15 protein-coding genes are annotated in these 17141 nt (G+C 39.7%); 11 read left to right on the forward strand and 4 right to left on the reverse strand.

The genetic code is table 11. The features are described from left to right. The first annotated feature begins 3 nt into the window (after positions 1-3). The 4 genes from ACIFOT_RS00430 to eat all read left to right on the forward strand — a co-directional run bounded on the left by ACIFOT_RS00430 (position 4) and on the right by eat (position 3146). On the forward strand, positions 4-279 hold the full coding sequence (locus tag ACIFOT_RS00430) for a EutN/CcmL family microcompartment protein (protein ID WP_430060517.1): 276 nt from the start codon (positions 4-6) through the stop codon (positions 277-279). 3 nt (positions 280-282) lie between these two features. After that, positions 283-636, forward strand: coding sequence for a BMC domain-containing protein (locus ACIFOT_RS00435; protein ID WP_430060520.1), 354 nt, complete (start codon positions 283-285; stop codon positions 634-636). Positions 637-661: 25 nt separating this feature from the next. Next, a complete protein-coding gene (gene mdh / locus ACIFOT_RS00440) occupies positions 662-1606 on the forward strand; it encodes a malate dehydrogenase (RefSeq protein ID WP_430060523.1) in 945 nt (314 codons plus the stop codon). Positions 1607-1745: 139 nt separating this feature from the next. Then, on the forward strand, positions 1746-3146 hold the full coding sequence (eat, locus tag ACIFOT_RS00445; RefSeq protein WP_430060526.1) for an ethanolamine permease: 1401 nt from the start codon (positions 1746-1748) through the stop codon (positions 3144-3146). Between the two features lie 164 nt (positions 3147-3310). Here eat and ACIFOT_RS00450 read toward each other — a convergent pair whose 3' ends face one another. The 4 genes from ACIFOT_RS00450 to ACIFOT_RS00465 all read right to left on the reverse strand — a co-directional run bounded on the left by ACIFOT_RS00450 (position 3311) and on the right by ACIFOT_RS00465 (position 7587). Then, positions 3311-4489 carry an agmatinase family protein gene (locus tag ACIFOT_RS00450; protein ID WP_430060529.1) on the reverse strand — a complete coding sequence of 393 codons (1179 nt, stop codon included), beginning with the start codon at positions 4487-4489 and terminating at the stop codon, positions 3311-3313. A 42-nt stretch (positions 4490-4531) separates the two neighbouring features. Continuing rightward, entirely contained in the window at positions 4532-5275 is a 744-nt protein-coding gene (locus tag ACIFOT_RS00455) for a hypothetical protein (protein ID WP_430060532.1), read from the reverse strand. Between the two features lies 1 nt (position 5276). Further along, entirely contained in the window at positions 5277-6116 is an 840-nt protein-coding gene (locus tag ACIFOT_RS00460) for an ATP-binding cassette domain-containing protein (protein WP_430060535.1), read from the reverse strand. A gap of 82 nt (positions 6117-6198) precedes the next feature. Then, a complete protein-coding gene (locus tag ACIFOT_RS00465) occupies positions 6199-7587 on the reverse strand; it encodes an APC family permease (RefSeq protein ID WP_430060538.1) in 1389 nt (462 codons plus the stop codon). 282 nt (positions 7588-7869) lie between these two features. On the opposite strand from ACIFOT_RS00465, the gene ACIFOT_RS00470 reads away from it, so the two are divergent. The 7 genes from ACIFOT_RS00470 to ACIFOT_RS00500 all read left to right on the forward strand — a co-directional run bounded on the left by ACIFOT_RS00470 (position 7870) and on the right by ACIFOT_RS00500 (position 17134). Next, on the forward strand, positions 7870-8700 hold the full coding sequence (locus tag ACIFOT_RS00470; RefSeq protein WP_430060541.1) for a MerR family transcriptional regulator: 831 nt from the start codon (positions 7870-7872) through the stop codon (positions 8698-8700). 288 nt (positions 8701-8988) lie between these two features. After that, a complete protein-coding gene (locus tag ACIFOT_RS00475) occupies positions 8989-9570 on the forward strand; it encodes a helix-turn-helix domain-containing protein (protein ID WP_430060544.1) in 582 nt (193 codons plus the stop codon). A 40-nt stretch (positions 9571-9610) separates the two neighbouring features. Beyond that, entirely contained in the window at positions 9611-10732 is a 1122-nt protein-coding gene (eutH, locus tag ACIFOT_RS00480) for an ethanolamine utilization protein EutH (protein WP_430060546.1), read from the forward strand. Then, positions 10716-12491 (forward strand): aminopeptidase P family protein, encoded by a 1776-nt coding sequence (locus tag ACIFOT_RS00485; RefSeq protein ID WP_430060549.1) that lies wholly within the window; start codon positions 10716-10718, stop codon positions 12489-12491. The genes eutH and ACIFOT_RS00485 overlap by 17 nt, the downstream gene beginning before the upstream one ends. Before the next feature lie 756 nt (positions 12492-13247). Then, positions 13248-14969: a glycoside hydrolase family 3 protein gene (locus ACIFOT_RS00490; RefSeq protein ID WP_430060552.1), complete on the forward strand. Its 1722-nt coding sequence runs from the start codon at positions 13248-13250 to the stop codon at positions 14967-14969. Positions 14970-15339: 370 nt separating this feature from the next. Then, complete coding sequence (locus tag ACIFOT_RS00495) at positions 15340-15837, forward strand: TRAP transporter small permease (RefSeq protein ID WP_430060555.1); 498 nt, start codon at positions 15340-15342, stop codon at positions 15835-15837. A 1-nt stretch (position 15838) separates the two neighbouring features. After that, complete coding sequence (locus tag ACIFOT_RS00500; RefSeq protein ID WP_430060558.1) at positions 15839-17134, forward strand: TRAP transporter large permease; 1296 nt, start codon at positions 15839-15841, stop codon at positions 17132-17134. Positions 17135-17141: the final 7 nt, after the last annotated feature.

The following is a 17141-nucleotide window of genomic DNA, read 5'->3' on the forward strand; positions in this document are numbered from 1 at the left end:
TTTTTGATAGTAGGAACGGTGATTGGAAATGTGTGGGCGACAAGGAAGGAAGAGAATCTAACAGGATTTAAATATTTATTTGTCCAGCCGGAGCTTCCTTCCGGGGCGCCAATCCTTTCACCGTTTATTGCGGTGGATCGGATTGGTGCCGGAGTCGGAGATAAAGTGATGGTCACAACGGGAAGTGCGGCGGCAAATATTATCGGTGACCAAAGAATGCCGATTGATGCTGTCATTATCGGAATTATCGATTCGATTGATGTAGAAGGAGGTGCGTAAACGATGTCAAAAGCCTTAGGAATGATTGAAACAAGAGGGCTGATTGCCTCGATCGTTGCGGCAGATGCAATGGTCAAAGCAGCGGATGTACGTTTAGTTAAAAAAGAAAAAGTAGATGCCGGACTCGTTTCGATTTTAGTAGAAGGAGATGTCGGGGCTGTTCAGGCAGCGGTCGATGCCGGCAAGTATGCAGCTCAAAGTGTAGGGGTGCTGGTAACCGCGCATGTGATCCCGCGTCCGGATGAGGGAGTAGGGCAAATGTTGGCACAGGCGCCGAAAAAGGGCGAGGAGAAACCAAAACCTGCAAAAAGAGGTCAAAGAGCAAAACAAGAAGAGCCACCAGCACAAACGGAATAATTTTTAAAAGATTGGAGGATGAAACATGGCTTTCAAACGTAAAAAAATTGCCGTGATTGGTGCAGGGTTTACTGGTGCAACAGCAGCACTGATGGTTGCGCAAAAAGAATTAGGAGATGTCGTTCTACTTGATATCCCGTCTCAAAACGATCCGACCAAAGGGAAGGCACTGGATATGCTGGAAGCAAGCCCTGTCCAAGGCTTTAATGCAAATATAACGGGTACCTCAGATTATGCGGATATACAGGATGCTGATTTGGTGTTAATCACGGCAGGGCTGCCGCGGAAACCGGGGATGAGCAGGGATGATTTGGTTTCTACCAATGCAAAAATTATCGAGCAAGTCTCGGAAAATATTAAAAAATACGCGCCTAATAGTTACATTATCGTCTTAAGTAATCCCGTTGATGCGATGACCTATGTTTGCTTTAAAACAACAGGGTTTCCTAAAAATAGGGTGATCGGTCAGTCCGGTGTCTTAGATACTGCGCGTTTCAACACTTTTGTTGCACAGGAATTGAATGTGTCAGTGGAAGATATTTCGGGATTTGTCCTTGGCGGGCATGGGGACGATATGGTCCCATTGGTTCGATTCTCTTATGCCGGCGGAATCCCGCTTGATAAAATTCTCCCGCCTCAGCGAATTGAAGCGATTGTGGAAAGAACGCGTAAAGGCGGCGGCGAGATTGTCAGTTTGCTAGGTCAAGGCAGTGCCTACTACGCACCGGCAGCTTCGATGGTCCAAATGGCTGAAGCCATATTAAAGGACAAAAAACGAATCTTGCCATGTATTGCCTATCTGGAAGGGGAATATGGCTATCAGGATTTATATCTAGGTGTTCCAACGATCCTTGGCGGCGATGGGATTGAAACGGTCATTGAAATTGCGTTAACCCCTGAAGAAAAAACAGCCCTGGATCAATCAGCCCAATCTGTTCGCAATGTCATGTCGATATTGAAGACACTATAATATTTGGATAATATAACCTGTGAGTCCTTCTACAATTCTATATTAAACTAGTAACTACTAGTTTTGGAAATAGTCTTGTAGGGGGATATTGTTTTCGTTTAATATTTCCAGAAGATTTACTATGAAAGGGGAAGGGTTTATGGAGCAGGGAAACAACCATTTACAGAAAGCGCTTAAACCAATCCATCTCTGGGGTATTGCCGTAGGGATGGTTATATCCGGCCAATATTTTGGCTGGAACTATGGTTTTGAATCAGGCGGCACCATCGGCCTCGGCATTGCCGCACTGATTATTATTGTCTTTTATACGACCTTTATCTTTAGTTATTCAGAGCTTTCAACTTCCATCCCTCATGCCGGCGGGCCGTCTGCCTATGCCCGAAAGGCAATGGGGCCGTTTATGGGCTTTATAACCGGTTTAGCCTGTTTACTGGAATTCGTTTTTGCCCCTCCAGCGATTGCGGTTTCTGTTGGAGCGTATATCAATTTCTTAATCCCAAGTATTAATGCCGTTTATGCAACGGTCGGAATGTTTATTTTATTTATTTTGGTCAACCTTATCGGTGTAAAAGGTGCCGCTGTCATTGAGTTAGTGGCAACGGTATTGGCACTAATCGGTCTCGCGATTTATTATGTGGCCGGTTTACCTCATGTTCAATCATCCAATATCTTTAATGATATGGCTTTTAGTCATGGCTGGACCGGTGTTTTGGCAGCGATTCCATTTGCCATTTGGTTCTTCCTTGCGATTGAGGGGGGAGCGATGGCAGCAGAAGAGGTGCGCGATCCGAAGAAGGATATTCCAAAAGGCTTTATTTCCGGGATTTTAACGCTTGGTGTGGCAACGATTTTAACCTTAGTCGTAACGGCAGGACTTGGCGGAGGTACCGGTAAACCGGCGGATTATCCACTTCCACAGGCATTGGCAAGTATTTATGGAGAGGGCAGCTTTATTCCAAAATCAGTTGCCATTATCGGTTTATTTGGTTTAATTGCCAGCTTACATGGTATTATTATTGGTTATTCCCGTCAAACGTTTGCCCTAGCTCGTGCAGGATACCTGCCTAAGTTTTTGTCTAACCTTTCAAAACGCGGAGTGCCGCATTGGGGCTTGATTGTTCCTGGAGCGATTGGAGTAATCGCAGCAGGCTCAGCAAACTTTGCAAATGCGTTGATTATCCTATCCGTTTTTGGTGCGATTACGATGTACTGCTTAAGTATGGTTTCATTGTTTGTGCTGCGGAAAAAAGAGCCGAATTTGGAAAGACCATTTAAGGTGACCTATCCTGTGGTACCGGCTATTGCATTAGTATTGGGCGTTTTCTCTTTCTTCTGCGTGGTAAAATACAGCGTGTTAACGACAACTCTTCCATTGTTTGGAGTGCAGCTGCCTTTGGCGGGTGTGATTCTGACTATTTTTGGTGTGGCGATTGTCTACTATTTCTTAGTAGGATCCAAGAAACTTCGTCCAATGTCGGAGGAGTTTGTTTCCATTGAGGATGTGACTTCAGAAATAGGGACAGAGGAGCAAATAGGATAACGTTCAATAGAAAAAGATGTTCCATTGAGGTGGAGTCCTACCCCCGTCAAGCAGTAAGTATATAAAAAGGTGCACTATTTAAGCTACCTTAGCCCTGAACTCTATAGGGCTAAGGTTATTTTAGCTTTTATATAAAATAGGGTTTAGAGAAATTTTTCATTCTATCATCGCAGGATGGTTTTTTCAGAATATAAATTTCTTTTACCTATTTTCCCATTTGCCACCATTGTACCCAAGACATCCAAAACAGCTCGGGCTGCCAGCAGTGAGGTTTTGTCACTGACATCATATGGAGGTGATACTTCAACAACTTCCATCGCGCACACGCCTTCCTTAGCGACAAGCTGTAAAAATTTCAATGCTTCGCGTGGCAGGAAACCGCCTGGTTCAGGTGTACCCGTTCCAGGAGCAAAACCAGGATCGAGACTATCGATATCGAAACTTAAATACACGGCTTTTGCATTCTTCCAGGCCGTTTCCAAAGCAATTTCAGCTGCTTTCTCAATACCCATCGTTTCCACATCTGTCATGGTTAAAATAGTAGTATTTCTTTTTCCAGCATTGGAATAGCCTTCACGTGGGCTAATCCATCCACCTTGACCCACTTGTACGAGATTTGATGCCGGAGCATTCGGAATATTAGTGGCATGGAACCAAGGTGTACCATGCATTCTTTCATCCATATCCTTTTCACCCATGTCGACATGGCGATCTAAATGGATGATTCCAACGTTCCCATCAACATTTTCGGCAATGGCACGCAAACACGGATAACCGATAGCGTGATCTCCACCAAAAATGATGGGCATGGTTCCCGAAGAAAATACATGTGATACGGCTTTTGTAATTTGATCAAAGCTTTTTTCAATATTGGCGATGGTAAATACATCACCGATATCCACCATATCTAGTGACTCTTTTAAATCAACACCTAATTCAAAAGAGAAGGAAGTAAATAAACTAGAAATGCGGCGAATCGCCTGCGGGCCAAATCTGGTTCCAGAGCGGTAAGTGGTTCCAATATCGAAAGGAACTCCCATAAAGGCCACGTCATATTTTCCAACTTCACGAACATCTTCTAAATAAGGGACTTTGAGAAAAGTATTAATGCCGGAATAGGGTGGTAAAGATCCTCTAGAAAAACATGAAATCGTTCTATCTCCAATGGATTCAGCAGCTTCCAATCCAAATTCTAGTCCTCGTTTGATTTCTTCCTCTGCTTTCACTCTTGGAACTTCCTTTTCTTTTTGGGCGGCAATGACACCTAAAAGATCGTTTTTGGTTTCAGAGTCCAATCCTGTGCTCGGTTTGTATTTAAGTCCATGATTATCAAAAAATCCCATTTTATATTCCTCCTAGTAAAGTATTAAATTATTTACATCCGGTTAAAAAATAGCCGGAAGAAATGAAGATTCACCAAAGACATAGAGGATTCCCATGCCCAAACTGTAAATCGCTGTAGCAAACGCGAAGGTTCGAAAGGCTATTTTATTCTTGAAAATGCGTGTAAACCCGAAAAAACAAGCCAGGGCCAACAGGGTATGAGAAGTCAACAAACCGACGACAAACGCTAGAACAACGATGATCCCATGATCCAAATGACCGACGCTCGAAGCAGCGGTAAACAGCATCAATTGGGTAGGAGTTTCAGCGCCAATACCGTGAGCGATTCCAATGGCGAAAGAACCGGTACGGGAAACATTGATATTGATGCTGGAATCAAAACCTCGGTATTTCTTGAAATAACGACCAGTAAGTAGGGCAAACAAATTATAAAAACCTGTAAATAGGATTCTCCATCTACTAACCATGATGATTTCTTGGCTGTTTTTATAAAGAGAAAGCAATAAAAAAGAGGCCAAAATAATAAGTGTTACTCCAACAACCGGTTCCATCACGTTATCAACCCAAGAGGGGAGTGTGCTTCCGAACAGTACCGCCATTCCGCCAAGCACAATAATGACGACTTCATGACCCATTGCGTACCAAAAGGCCAAAATAAATCCCTTCTTCTGTTCTTTCTCACCACCTACCAAATCTGTGATGGCCGCGATGTGGTCCCAATCAATCCCATGCCGTAATCCCAAGAATACGGAAAGTAATATAAGGCCAAAGATTGCATTATCCACTTTAAAACCTCCCTGTAAAATGTTCATTTTGGGCAAATTCTCTAAGTATTGTTATAGCTTCATCGACTGTTCGAGGTATTGTACGAAATTTGTGTCTAGGAAGGTTTATAAAGGGAAGTGACAGCATCGGCAATCGTAAGCGCGCTTTTTCCATTAGTTTTTCATCAAGAACCAAAGAGGGTGACCCTTCCGCTAACAGACGGCCTTCACTTAGTACAAACAGATGATCCGCCCAGTTAGCTGCAAAATCGACATCATGAGTCAGAACGATAACAGTTTTTCCAATAATGTGTAATCCTTCTAAAAGAGCGTATATGCTCCGATAACCTTCAGGGTCCAAGCCGCTAATCGGTTCATCTAAAACCAAAACATCAGCTTGAGTAACAAGTGCTCTAGCAATACCTATTCTTTTTTTTTGACTCTTGTTTAAATAACTTATGGTTTGATACTTCGACTCAAGCATGCCAACCATTCCTAGAGCCGTCTCTGCCAATTTAATTTTCTCTGCTTTAGGCAGTGATTTATTGTCGATTCCAGCGGTTACATACTCCCAGACAGTTCGAATAAAAAGGGATGAGCGTAAATCTTGTTCTACAAATCCGATACGTTCTCGGATGTATTTTTTTGGCTTTGATAGAGTTTCTTCACCAAATATTCGAATGGAACCGCTCTTAAGGAGTAATACACCACTTAATTGATTAGCAAGTGTTGTTTTTCCAGAGCCGCTACTACCAAGAACCACTACTTTACTATTAAATGGCACTGCTCCGGAAATATCCGAAAGGCCTCTGTCGCCATTGGGAAAAACATAGGATAGATTATGAAACTCCAATGCATACATTCTAGGTAACACCATCCTATATAGGAAAAGATCCTTTACTTATTTGTAATACTAAATGTCTCATTAACTACTAAACCCCAAACTATGAATCAGCAGAAATACTTTTCTCCTGACTTTCTATTAACAGGTACTCATCGTTCACATCATCAAAATGTAACTTTCGAAGCCGCTGACGGAAGAATTTTGTCAAGAAAAGCAGATAGATAAATCCGATTGCCATCCAGCTGATTCCTAAAATGAGTGCATGAATATTCAAATAGGACCATAGCCACATGATGAATCCTGCACCAATAAGCGGAAAAATAAGATAATGAATGGTTTCAGCGAAAGAACGCTTATGATTCCTTACATAATAGTGGGCAATGACTGAAAGATTTACAAAGGTGAACGCAATCAGGGCTCCGAAATTAATAAACGTAATCGCTGTATCTAGGCTTAGTACAATTCCTAATAAGGAAATGAAACTAACAACTATAATACTAGTGGAGGGCGTTCTAAATCGTGGATGAATATAGCCGAATATTTTTTTCGGTAAAACCGAATCACGGCCCATTACATACAACACGCGTGAAACACTCGTAACGGACGAAACACCCGAAGTAAAGTTCCCGATAATCATGACAGTAATGAATAAAGAGCTAAATAAGTTTCCACCGATCATTTTGACAAGTTCGAGTGCTGCAGAATCAGTGTTTTTGAAATGAAATCCTGGAAAGACAATCTGTGCCAAATAGGATGAACCGATGTAAATAATACCCATGATAAGCATCATCAAAAAGATTGCTTTTGGAATCGTTTTCTCCGGATTAATGGTTTCTTCCGACAATGTTGTGACGGAATCGAAACCTAGAAAACTAAAGCAGAGAAGTGATGCCCCGGCAAAGATGACAGAGACTGAAACATTTGAGTTAACGAAGGGATGATCGGATACAAGTGTACCTGCACCCATGCCACCCAAGACGCTTTTGATCGTTAAGATGGCAAAAACAACAATAAAAAGGACTTGAGCGATAACAAAAATTTTGCTTGTATTTGCGGAGAAGTTGATCCCGATTAAACTGATGATGGTTATACCGATATTTAGGATAATAATCCAAAAAGAAAACGGAATGCTTGGAAATTCTGCGCTTAAAAAAACAGCGGACATCAGGCAGGTAATCATCGGCGTCAACAGATAATCCAACAAAATGGTCCACCCAACCATGAAACCGGTTTCAGAATTCATCGACCTTTGAGTATAGGTGTACGCCGAGCCAGCGATTGGATGTGCCTTTGCCATCTTTCCATAACTAACTGCTGTAAAGAGAATGGCCATAAACGCAATAACATACGCACCCGCAAGTACGCCCTTTGAAGTTTCAGCTGCAATTCCATAAGTATTAAAAAATACCATTGGGTTATTCCAGGCTAAACCTAAAAAAACAACTTGTAACAATGTAAGGGATCTTCTAAGAGTTGCTTTTTCAGTCAAATTCATTCCTCCCTCGCTATACTCGCTTAATTCTGTTTGGGCGTTTGCCCGTAATCATGTTTCTTCTCTTCTTTCCTTGGTTGGATGAACATAATATCTTTTCGATAGGATTCGTATTCTAATAGGAAAACAAATCTACCAAATTTCACCTCCTTTAAATTTACTATTCAGATAAATCTGAACTTAATGTATCATTATGGTAAAGCTTTGTGTTACACAAAGGTCAATAGGTTTTGTTATGGCATTTTTTATATCTTTTTTTTCTTTAAGGGGTGGGGTTTTTTGAAAGAAAGGTTAACAATCAGTGAAATGGCCAAGTTACGAGGGGTGACGACAGAGACCTTGCGTCATTACGATCGGATTGATTTATTTAAACCTAAATATGTTGATTCTCAAACTGGTTACAGATATTATTCTATTTTTCAGTACGAGATACTCGGGACGATCAAAGAGCTTCGTCAAATCGGAATGAGTACCGAGGAAATTAAACAGTATTTCAATCAGCGAAATTTTAAAAAATCGAGGGACATTCTGAAAGCTAAACATATCGAACTTGTTTCGAAACTAAAAGAATTATCTGAGCTTGAGGAAAATATTCAAGAAAAAATAGCGTATTTGGACAGTGTTTTAAGTGAAGAGTCTTTTCAAGAGATTACCGTTCGTGAAATAAAAAGCCGAAAGTTATTTACGTTAAATGAACATATCAATACGAATTTGGAACTTTGTTACAGTATTATAAGGTTAGAGACCTTGCTTACCGAGAAGGCTCCAATACTTGCTAGTAATCGCTTGGGCATCATTATTAAGGAAGCTGACATTAATGACCGACGATTTAAGGATCCCTCTGTTATTTTTGTCGTAGCCAAAAACAATGAACAAATTCCAGAAAAGTACCTGAAAATAATTCCCGAAGGGTTATTTGCATGTATCCGTTATAATGGGGAGTTGTTAAGGAATCGGAGTAAAAGTTTGAATAAAATATGTGCATATCTGGACGAAAAGGGTTACCGGATCACGGGTGATGCACTTCAAATCATGCATGTGGATATTACGGTAACGGATAATCCAAATGAAGTCATGTTTGAAATACAAGTCCCGATTCAAAAAGCTTGAAATTTCTGTGTCTATGAAAGTTATATAATTATTTAGATTAGAGTGTTTTGGCGCAAACGTTGCTGGAATGACAACTTTATTATTTAACAATCTTGGCGCCTTGATCTAATAGATCAAGCGTCTTTTTTTTGTGCCAGATTGTGTAATTCTAACGGACTGTTCTGGAGAGAATATATGAAAACGTTAATTAAACGAATTTCATATTCATGAAAATATTTCATAATATATTGCATGTTACGCTGATGTAAAATATAATATTCACAATTATGAAATTGGGTGGGTGAGTTTTTGAATATAGGAATAGAAATAAAGAAATTGAGGACTGAAAAAGGAATTACTTTGAAAGAGTTAAGTGAAAAAAGCGAACTATCTGTTGGCTTTCTGTCTCAATTAGAAAGGGGGCTTACTACTATAGCAGTTGATTCACTTGAAAAACTAGCTGATATTTTGGAAGTACATTTAACACATTTTTTTGATTTTCCACGTAAAAGAAAAGATATGGTTTTAAGAAGTTATGAACAAGAAATAATGGATTCCGTAGAAGGTGGTTTTATTAAGTATAGTTTAAGTACAAATCTGGAAAATAAACAACTTGTTCCAAGACTTATAGAAATTCTTCCTCAAAAGAAAGATGAAGAAATATTATCCTATAAGCATGGGGGAGAAGAGTTTATTTATGTTTTAGAGGGTATATTAACAGTTTACATAAATGGCGAGAGGCATGAAGTGTATCCTGGTGACAGTGTTCATTATGACTCAAATATTGCCCACAATTGGGCTAATTACACTAACAAAAAGGTCAAGCTCATAACTGTTAATACTCCTAATTATATCTACAATAGGGAGTTTTATACGACAGATACTGTTTAGTAAAGATATTAAATAAAGTTAATAGAAAGAGATAATAACAATGGATAAATTTGTATTATATCTAATAGGTTCTTTTTTTGTAATCGGAGCTATTGATTATATTACCGGAAATCATTTGAAACTTGGTGAGAAATTTGAGGAAGGCATAAAGACCATGGGGGCTTTAGGGCTTGGCATGATAGGAATACTTTCTTTAGCCCCTATATTTACAAATTTTTTATCCGCTGAGATTATTCCAATCTGTAGAGTTTTTCATCTAGATCCTTCTATCGTTCCTGCAGCATTTTTAGCTGTAGATATGGGGGGCTATCAAATGGCTGATAAGCTAGCTTTGACAAAGGAAATGGGGGCATTCTCAGGAATTATCATCGCATCTACTTTAGGAGCCACAATTAGTTTTTCAATACCCGTCGCGTTAGGGATGCTTTCTAAAGAGGATGAAAAATATTTTTCTAAGGGTGTGCTAGTTGGAATTATTACTATACCTATAGGATGTCTTGCAGCAGGCTTATGGCAAAAAATAAATATCGGCATATTAGTATGGAATCTGGTACCTATATTTGTTTTTGCCATTATTTTAGGGGCAGGATTATTAAAAGCTCCTCATGTTTTTATAAAAGTTTTTAATGTATTTGGAAAGATTATAATCAGTTTGAGTACTGTTGGATTACTTTTACAAGGTATAGATGTGATATTTGGTGTAACGCTTGTCTCAGGATTAGCACCACTATCTGAATCTACTGTTATAGTAGGCAAGATCGCATTTGTATTAGGTGGAGCCTATCCTATGCTCGCACTTATTAATCGAATTTTTCAAAATAGTTTTAAAGAAATAGGGGAGAAATTTGGAATTAATTCAGTTTCAGTAGCGGGGATTCTAGGAAATTTGGCTAGTAATCTGTTGATATTTGGAACATATAAGGAAATGAATCCTAAAGGAAAAGTGGTATGTACTGCCTTTGGAGTAAGTGGAGCATTTGTATTTGGTGGTCAATTTGGATTTGTGTCAGGAGTAGCTCCAGAAATGTTAGGAGCGTTTATCATATCAAAGCTTACAGCCGGAATAATTAGTATAGTACTAGCCGTATGGCTGTATGATCGTGAAAGTAAACAATCTAGTCATAAGGAAAATGGAGGTAATTGTAATGAATATCAGGGATAGGGTCGAAAAGTTAAGGCAGCTAATGAAAGAAAATCAAATGGATGCTTATATAATTCCCAGTTTTGATGCACATCAGAGTGAATATGTAGCAGACCATTGGAAAGGTAGACAATGGATATCGGGTTTTACAGGGTCTGCAGGTACTGTAGTTATTACATTAGAGGATGCTGGGTTATGGACAGATGGCAGATACTATATTCAAGCTGAAAAGCAGCTTGAGAACTCAGGAACCAGATTATTTAGAATGGTGGATCCAGGGGTACCATTTTATACAGAATGGCTCGCAGATGTTCTTAAAGAAGGAAGCATTGTGGGCTTTGATGGAAATGTTTTTTCAATTAATATGGTTAAAAAAATGGAAAAAGATCTAAAAGCAAAGAGAATCGCATTAAAAATGAATCAAGATTTAATTGGTGATCTGTGGAAAGATAGACCGGAGATTCCTAAAGGACCCATTTTTACTCATGACGTAAAATATGCATGCAAATCACGAGTAAAAAAATTAAATGAAGTAAGAGAAGAAATGAAAAATAATGGAGCAAATTATTATATTTTAACTTCCCTTGATGACATTGCATGGCTTTTGAATATAAGAGGGGCTGATGTGCCTAACAATCCAGTTGTAATCGCTAATGTCATCGTAGGTGAACATAAATGTTATTTATTTATTGATTCTAGCAAGGTTACCTCTTTGGCTAAATTAGAACTTGAGGCGGACGGAATCGAGTTACATGCGGATCATGAAATACAAACATTCTTGGAAAATCTTTCAATCGAAGATGCCATTATTTTAGATGCGGATAAAACAAATATCAGATTATATAATGCTATTAACAGTAGTACAAAGAAAATTGAAAGCCCTAACATCACGACTAATTTAAAAGCTATTAAAAATGAAGTTGAGACAAAAAATTTAAAATGGTGTGCAATAAAAGATGGTTTGGCCATGGTGAAATTTATAAAAATGCTAAAAAACTTTGTAGATAAAGAAGAAATTACAGAGATTGCTGCAGAAGAAAGATTAGAAGATTTCAGAAGAGAGCAGGAAGGATTTGTTGGACCCAGCTTTGATACGATAGCAGGTTATAAAGAACATGCTGCTATGATGCATTATAAAGCCAATAAAGAAACGCAATATACTCTTAAGAATGAAGGTCTCTTTTTAATTGATTCAGGCGGACAGTATTTTGATGGAACAACAGATATTACACGAACGATTGTATTAGGAAAACTTACCGATGAACAAAAAAGAGATTTTACATTGGTGTTAAAAGGATTTATTGCATTAAGCTCAGTAAAATATTTATACGGAGCAACAGGCTCTAACTTAGATGTTTTAGCAAGACAACCAATTTGGCAGTATGGTTTAGACTATAAATGCGGGACAGGACATGGGGTAGGTTTTTTCTTGAATGTTCATGAAGGACCACAAAGCATAAGGAATAATAATCATGTTGTATTAGAAAAAGGCATGATTATTACGAATGAACCAGGAATATACCTTGAAGGTAAATATGGAATTAGAATTGAAAATATGATGGTAGTAGTTGAAGACGAGAAAACCGAGTTTGGTCAATTTATGAAGTTTGAAGCAATCACGTATTGCCCTATCGATTTAGCCGGTATCAATAAAGATATGTTAACAGAGAGTGAAAAGCAATGGTTAAACAGTTATCATCAAGAGGTATACACAAAGCTAGCTCCTTATTTAAATGAAGAAGAGAAAGTGTGGCTAAGGGAAGAGACTCGGGAAATATAAATAGGTTTGCAGAATACAAGTAATATTTTGCGCCTTAAAAAACAGTGAAATTCACCAACCTTTATGCAGATCTAATCATTGATTTCAGAGAAAAAGAAGCGATTCGAAAATAGAAAAAATTCTAGGCACGCATATAAAAAGGCGTGTCTTTTTTTATGGGCCATTTAATTGAATAAAATTCTGAAAATCACTGGATATATATTATTAAAACTGGGATATGAAAATAAACCCCATACTTCTAAAAATATCACAAAAAAAAATAAAAATTACACAATCAAAATATGTCCGAATTTTCCTATAATTTATTTATCCTGTTGTGTAACCGTTTGCATGGTATGGATAATTTTTTTGATAGAGGAGGGCTAAAAAACCTAGATAGTTTTTGTTAAGAGAAAAAACATCAAAAATTTCAAGGAGGGAATAAGGTTGTTAAAGAGACCAAGATATTTTAGAAAGATTGTTATGTCTTCTCTGGTTTCAAGTGTTGCAGCTGCAGCCATCGCCGGAGGTGCTTTTGCTGCGTCTCCTAGTAACTCCAGTTCGGGCGGCAACCCACCGGCCCATTCAAATGCGGGCGGTAAAAAGGCACCATCTGTTGAGGCCCATGTTAAGCCTATTATTAAAATTGGTCAGCGCCTGTTTAAAGATCTTAATGCCAACGGCAAACTCGATCCTTACGAAGACTGGCGTTTATCAACAGAGAAGCGGGTTGCAGACCTCCTTCCCCGCATGAGCATGGAAGAGAAGGCTGGAATCATGCAAATCACATCACTAAGTACTACTAACATCAACGATTACATTAATAACCGCCACATTCGTTACCTAATCATCCGAGATAACCCTACAGCAGCAGATCTTGCTACACGGGCGAATCAATACCAGGAAATCGCTGAAAAAACGCCGCTTGGGATCCCGCTCGTATTCACCTCCAACCCTAGAAATCACATTAATGAACAGAATGAGTTCGGAATCAGTGAGGCTTCCGGTAAATTCTCGACTTGGCCTGGCACCCTCGGTCTTTCGGCTACACGGGACCTTGACCTGATTCGCGATTTTGCCGAGATTGCTCGTGATGAGTGGCGCTCTGCTGGCATTCATAAGGACTATGGATACCAAATTGAAACGGCGACTGAACCGAGGTGGCGCCGTATCTCAGGCACCTTCGGCGAAGACCCGGCATGGAATGCGAAAATTGCCAAAGAACTAGTGCTTGGCTTCCAGGGAGAGGAGCTTAGCAGCCAGTCTGTCGCACAAACCGTTAAGCATTTCCCTGGGGACGGTGCTGTAGTCAAAGGCCTCGATCCGCACAATGAACCGGGACAGTATGCTACTTACCCAACGCCAGGCAGCCTATACAAATACCAGCTGCCTCCGTTCCAAGCTGCCATTGATGCCGGTGTAAGCTCAGTCATGTCCTACTATAATGTACCGAAAAATGAGGGCAGTGCCGAACAGCTTCCTCGTGAGCTTTGGCAATCTGAGAACCAGCAATTTGAAGAGGTGGCCGGCGCTTACAACAAAACCATCCTCACTGACCTTCTCCGTGATCGGATGGGCTTCAAAGGCTATGTTAACAGCGATAGCGGCGTGCTGACCAACCGAGACTGGGGCGTTCATGACCTGACCATTGAGGAGAAATTTGCGAAGGCAATCGATGCAGGGACAAACATTTTCTCTGACAACAATGACCCAAGCGGACTAATCTCTGCTGTAAATAAAGGCTTAATAAAAGAGAAGGACCTTAATCCTTCCGTGTCCCAGCTGCTTACTGAAATGTTCAACCTTGGACTTTTCGAGGACCCATATACGGACCCGGCACAAGCACAGGAGATCGCCAGCTCAGAAAAAGCACAGGCCAGAGCGGACGAAGCGCACCTTAAGTCCATTACACTTCTGCGCAACAACAAAGGTATGCTGCCGCTTACTGATGAAAAAATCGCACATACAAAGCTCTATGTTGAAGTTTTTAGCGGGAATAATAGTGCCGCGCGAACAGAAGCACTGAAGAAACAAATTGCGAAGGAAGACCCAACAGTGACCATTGTAAATACGCTTAGTGAGGCAAATGCCGCTCTTGTTTGGCTGCGTCCAAGCCCATTCGAGTTCCCTGATAACTCTACTGTTGACATTAAACTAGGAACAAACACCGGCATTGACGTTGCAAAGGTGAAACAAATCGAAGCAGCCGTCCCAACAACCCTAGTCATCAATATGACCAATCCATGGGTCATAGATGAGGTAGAGCCTGCAGCTGCTGCAGTCGTAGCTACTTACAGCGTCAAATCTGAAGCACTGCTGGACGTTCTGCGCGGACGCTTCAATCCAACAGGTAAGCTTCCAATCACAATCCCAGCCAATCAGGAAGCTGTCGAAAAGAACGCGTCAGATGTCCCTGGATACGCGGAAAAATTCGACTACACCTACACAAATGCTGCTGGCGACGACTACACCTTTGGATTTGGTCTAAGTTATAAATAAAATGGTAGAAAGAAGATAACTAGCAAGAAAAAATAAATACAGAGAATTGCTCAGTTCATATTGAACTGGGCATTTCATTTCTGGAATGGAGAATGAACTTTTGAAGCAAGTTAGGCTGAAAATTAGAATGAGATGATGATGGTAGTAGGTTTGATTTCATTAGATTTTATATTGAAAGAAAACAATAAAAATGCTAATTTTAAAATATATTTTATTAGTTTAATAAACTAATAAAATAAGATAAGCACTTTTCAATACAAGTCCTACCTAAAAAAATCACAAATTATCCTAAAAAAAGAACATTCAAAAACATTCATCAGATTCTTAAAATGAAAGAAAGGTAAACGTTTTCAATATGGGGGGGAATCAAATGAATGTCATCAAAAAAATAGGGCTAGTCATCGATGCTATTTTTGAAAAATTCACTCTATTTTCATTAGTTGCTTTAATTTTGGTCGTAACCACACAAGTTTTGACCCGGAAATTATTTAATTTTGTATTTTTTTGGTCAGAGGAAATCACGCTTTTATTACTTGCTTGGTTTGCTTTTATGGCAATAGCGGTGGGATTTCGGGAGTATATCCATTTAGGGATTGATTCTTTCACAAATTTATTTCCGAAAAGCTTTAATAAGGTCTTAGATAAAATCATCAGTGCCAGCATTTTTGCTCTCGGTGTATACCTGGTGGTTCAAGGCTGGGACTTTACGGTTTTGATGATGGATTCAACACTGCCGGCTACTAAACTTCCAAGCAGTATCACTTATGCGGTTATGCCCGTTACAGGAGTAATGATTTGCGTTTATTCACTGTTACAATTCTTTAACATCAACACGACTCGCCACAAAGAGATAGAGGAGGGTATGTAAATTGGACAGCAATACAATTGGAATTATTATCTTACTTTCAAGCTTTGTCCTATTAATCTTACTTCGGTTTCCAATTGCCCTAACGCTTGTTGCATCGTCATTATTAACGGTTATCTATTTAGGGATACCACTTCCTGTAGTTGGCCAGCAAATGATCCAAGGGATGAATTCCTTTTCTTTACTTGCAATTCCGTTCTTTATTTTAACTGGACAAATTATGAGTGAAGGGGGACTGGCTACTCGGATCGTGAATCTTGCTAGTTTAATGGTTGGTAGAATCCGTGGAGGACTTGCAATGGTTAACAGTGTTGCTGCACTGTTCTTTGGAAATATATCCGGCTCAGCGGTAGCAGACGTTTCTTCCGTTGGGTCCGTTATGATTCCAATGATGAAAAAGAAGGGCTACGAAGCAGATTATGCAGTTGGTGTAACGATTGCCTCTGCGATACAAGGTGTAGTCGTCCCGCCTAGTCATAATCTTGTTTTATATTCGTTAGCAGCAGGTGGGGTTTCCATCGCCAGTTTATTTATGGCTGGCATCGTACCAGGCTTTATTATGCTAATTTCCCTCATGATTACAGGCTACATTATTGCTAGAAAACGGGGTTATCAAAAAGCGGACCCTGTTCCGAAATCAGAAATTGGAGGTATACTTTTCCACGGAGTTTTATCACTAAGCCCAGCTGTCATCATATTGGGCGGTATCATGAGTGGATGGTTTACCGCAACCGAATCTGGAGCACTAGCATGCTTGTATTCTTTTATTCTAGCGTTTGTTGTCTACAGAGAAGCAAAAATATCTAATATATGGAAGATATTAACTCGAACAATGCGTACGGTCTCGATGGTATTTTTCTTAATCGCAGCTTCTGCATCCTTTGGCTGGATTTTAGCCTATTTGAAAATACCATCCATGGTAACCAACTTATTTTTAAGTATTTCAGATAATCCGCTTATTATTCTATTGATTATTAATATATTATTGCTGCTTCTAGGGGCACCAATGGACATGGCGCCAATGATTTTAATTATGACACCTATTCTCCTACCGGTGGTAACGAGCTTTGGAATGGATCCGGTACACTTTGGAATCGTCCTTATCTTAAATGCAGGGATTGGGCTTTTAACGCCGCCAGTTGGTACCGTATTGTTTGTTGGCTGCGCAATCGGGAAGGTTTCCATACAACAAGGGACAAAAGCGATGATGCCATTTTTCTATGCGTTACTAATTGTTCTACTGGTTATTACCTATATTCCTGAGGTAGTCATGTGGCTTCCGCATCTGGTAGCTCAGTAACCGAAGG

The organism is Neobacillus sp. NRS-1170, assembly GCF_050468025.1.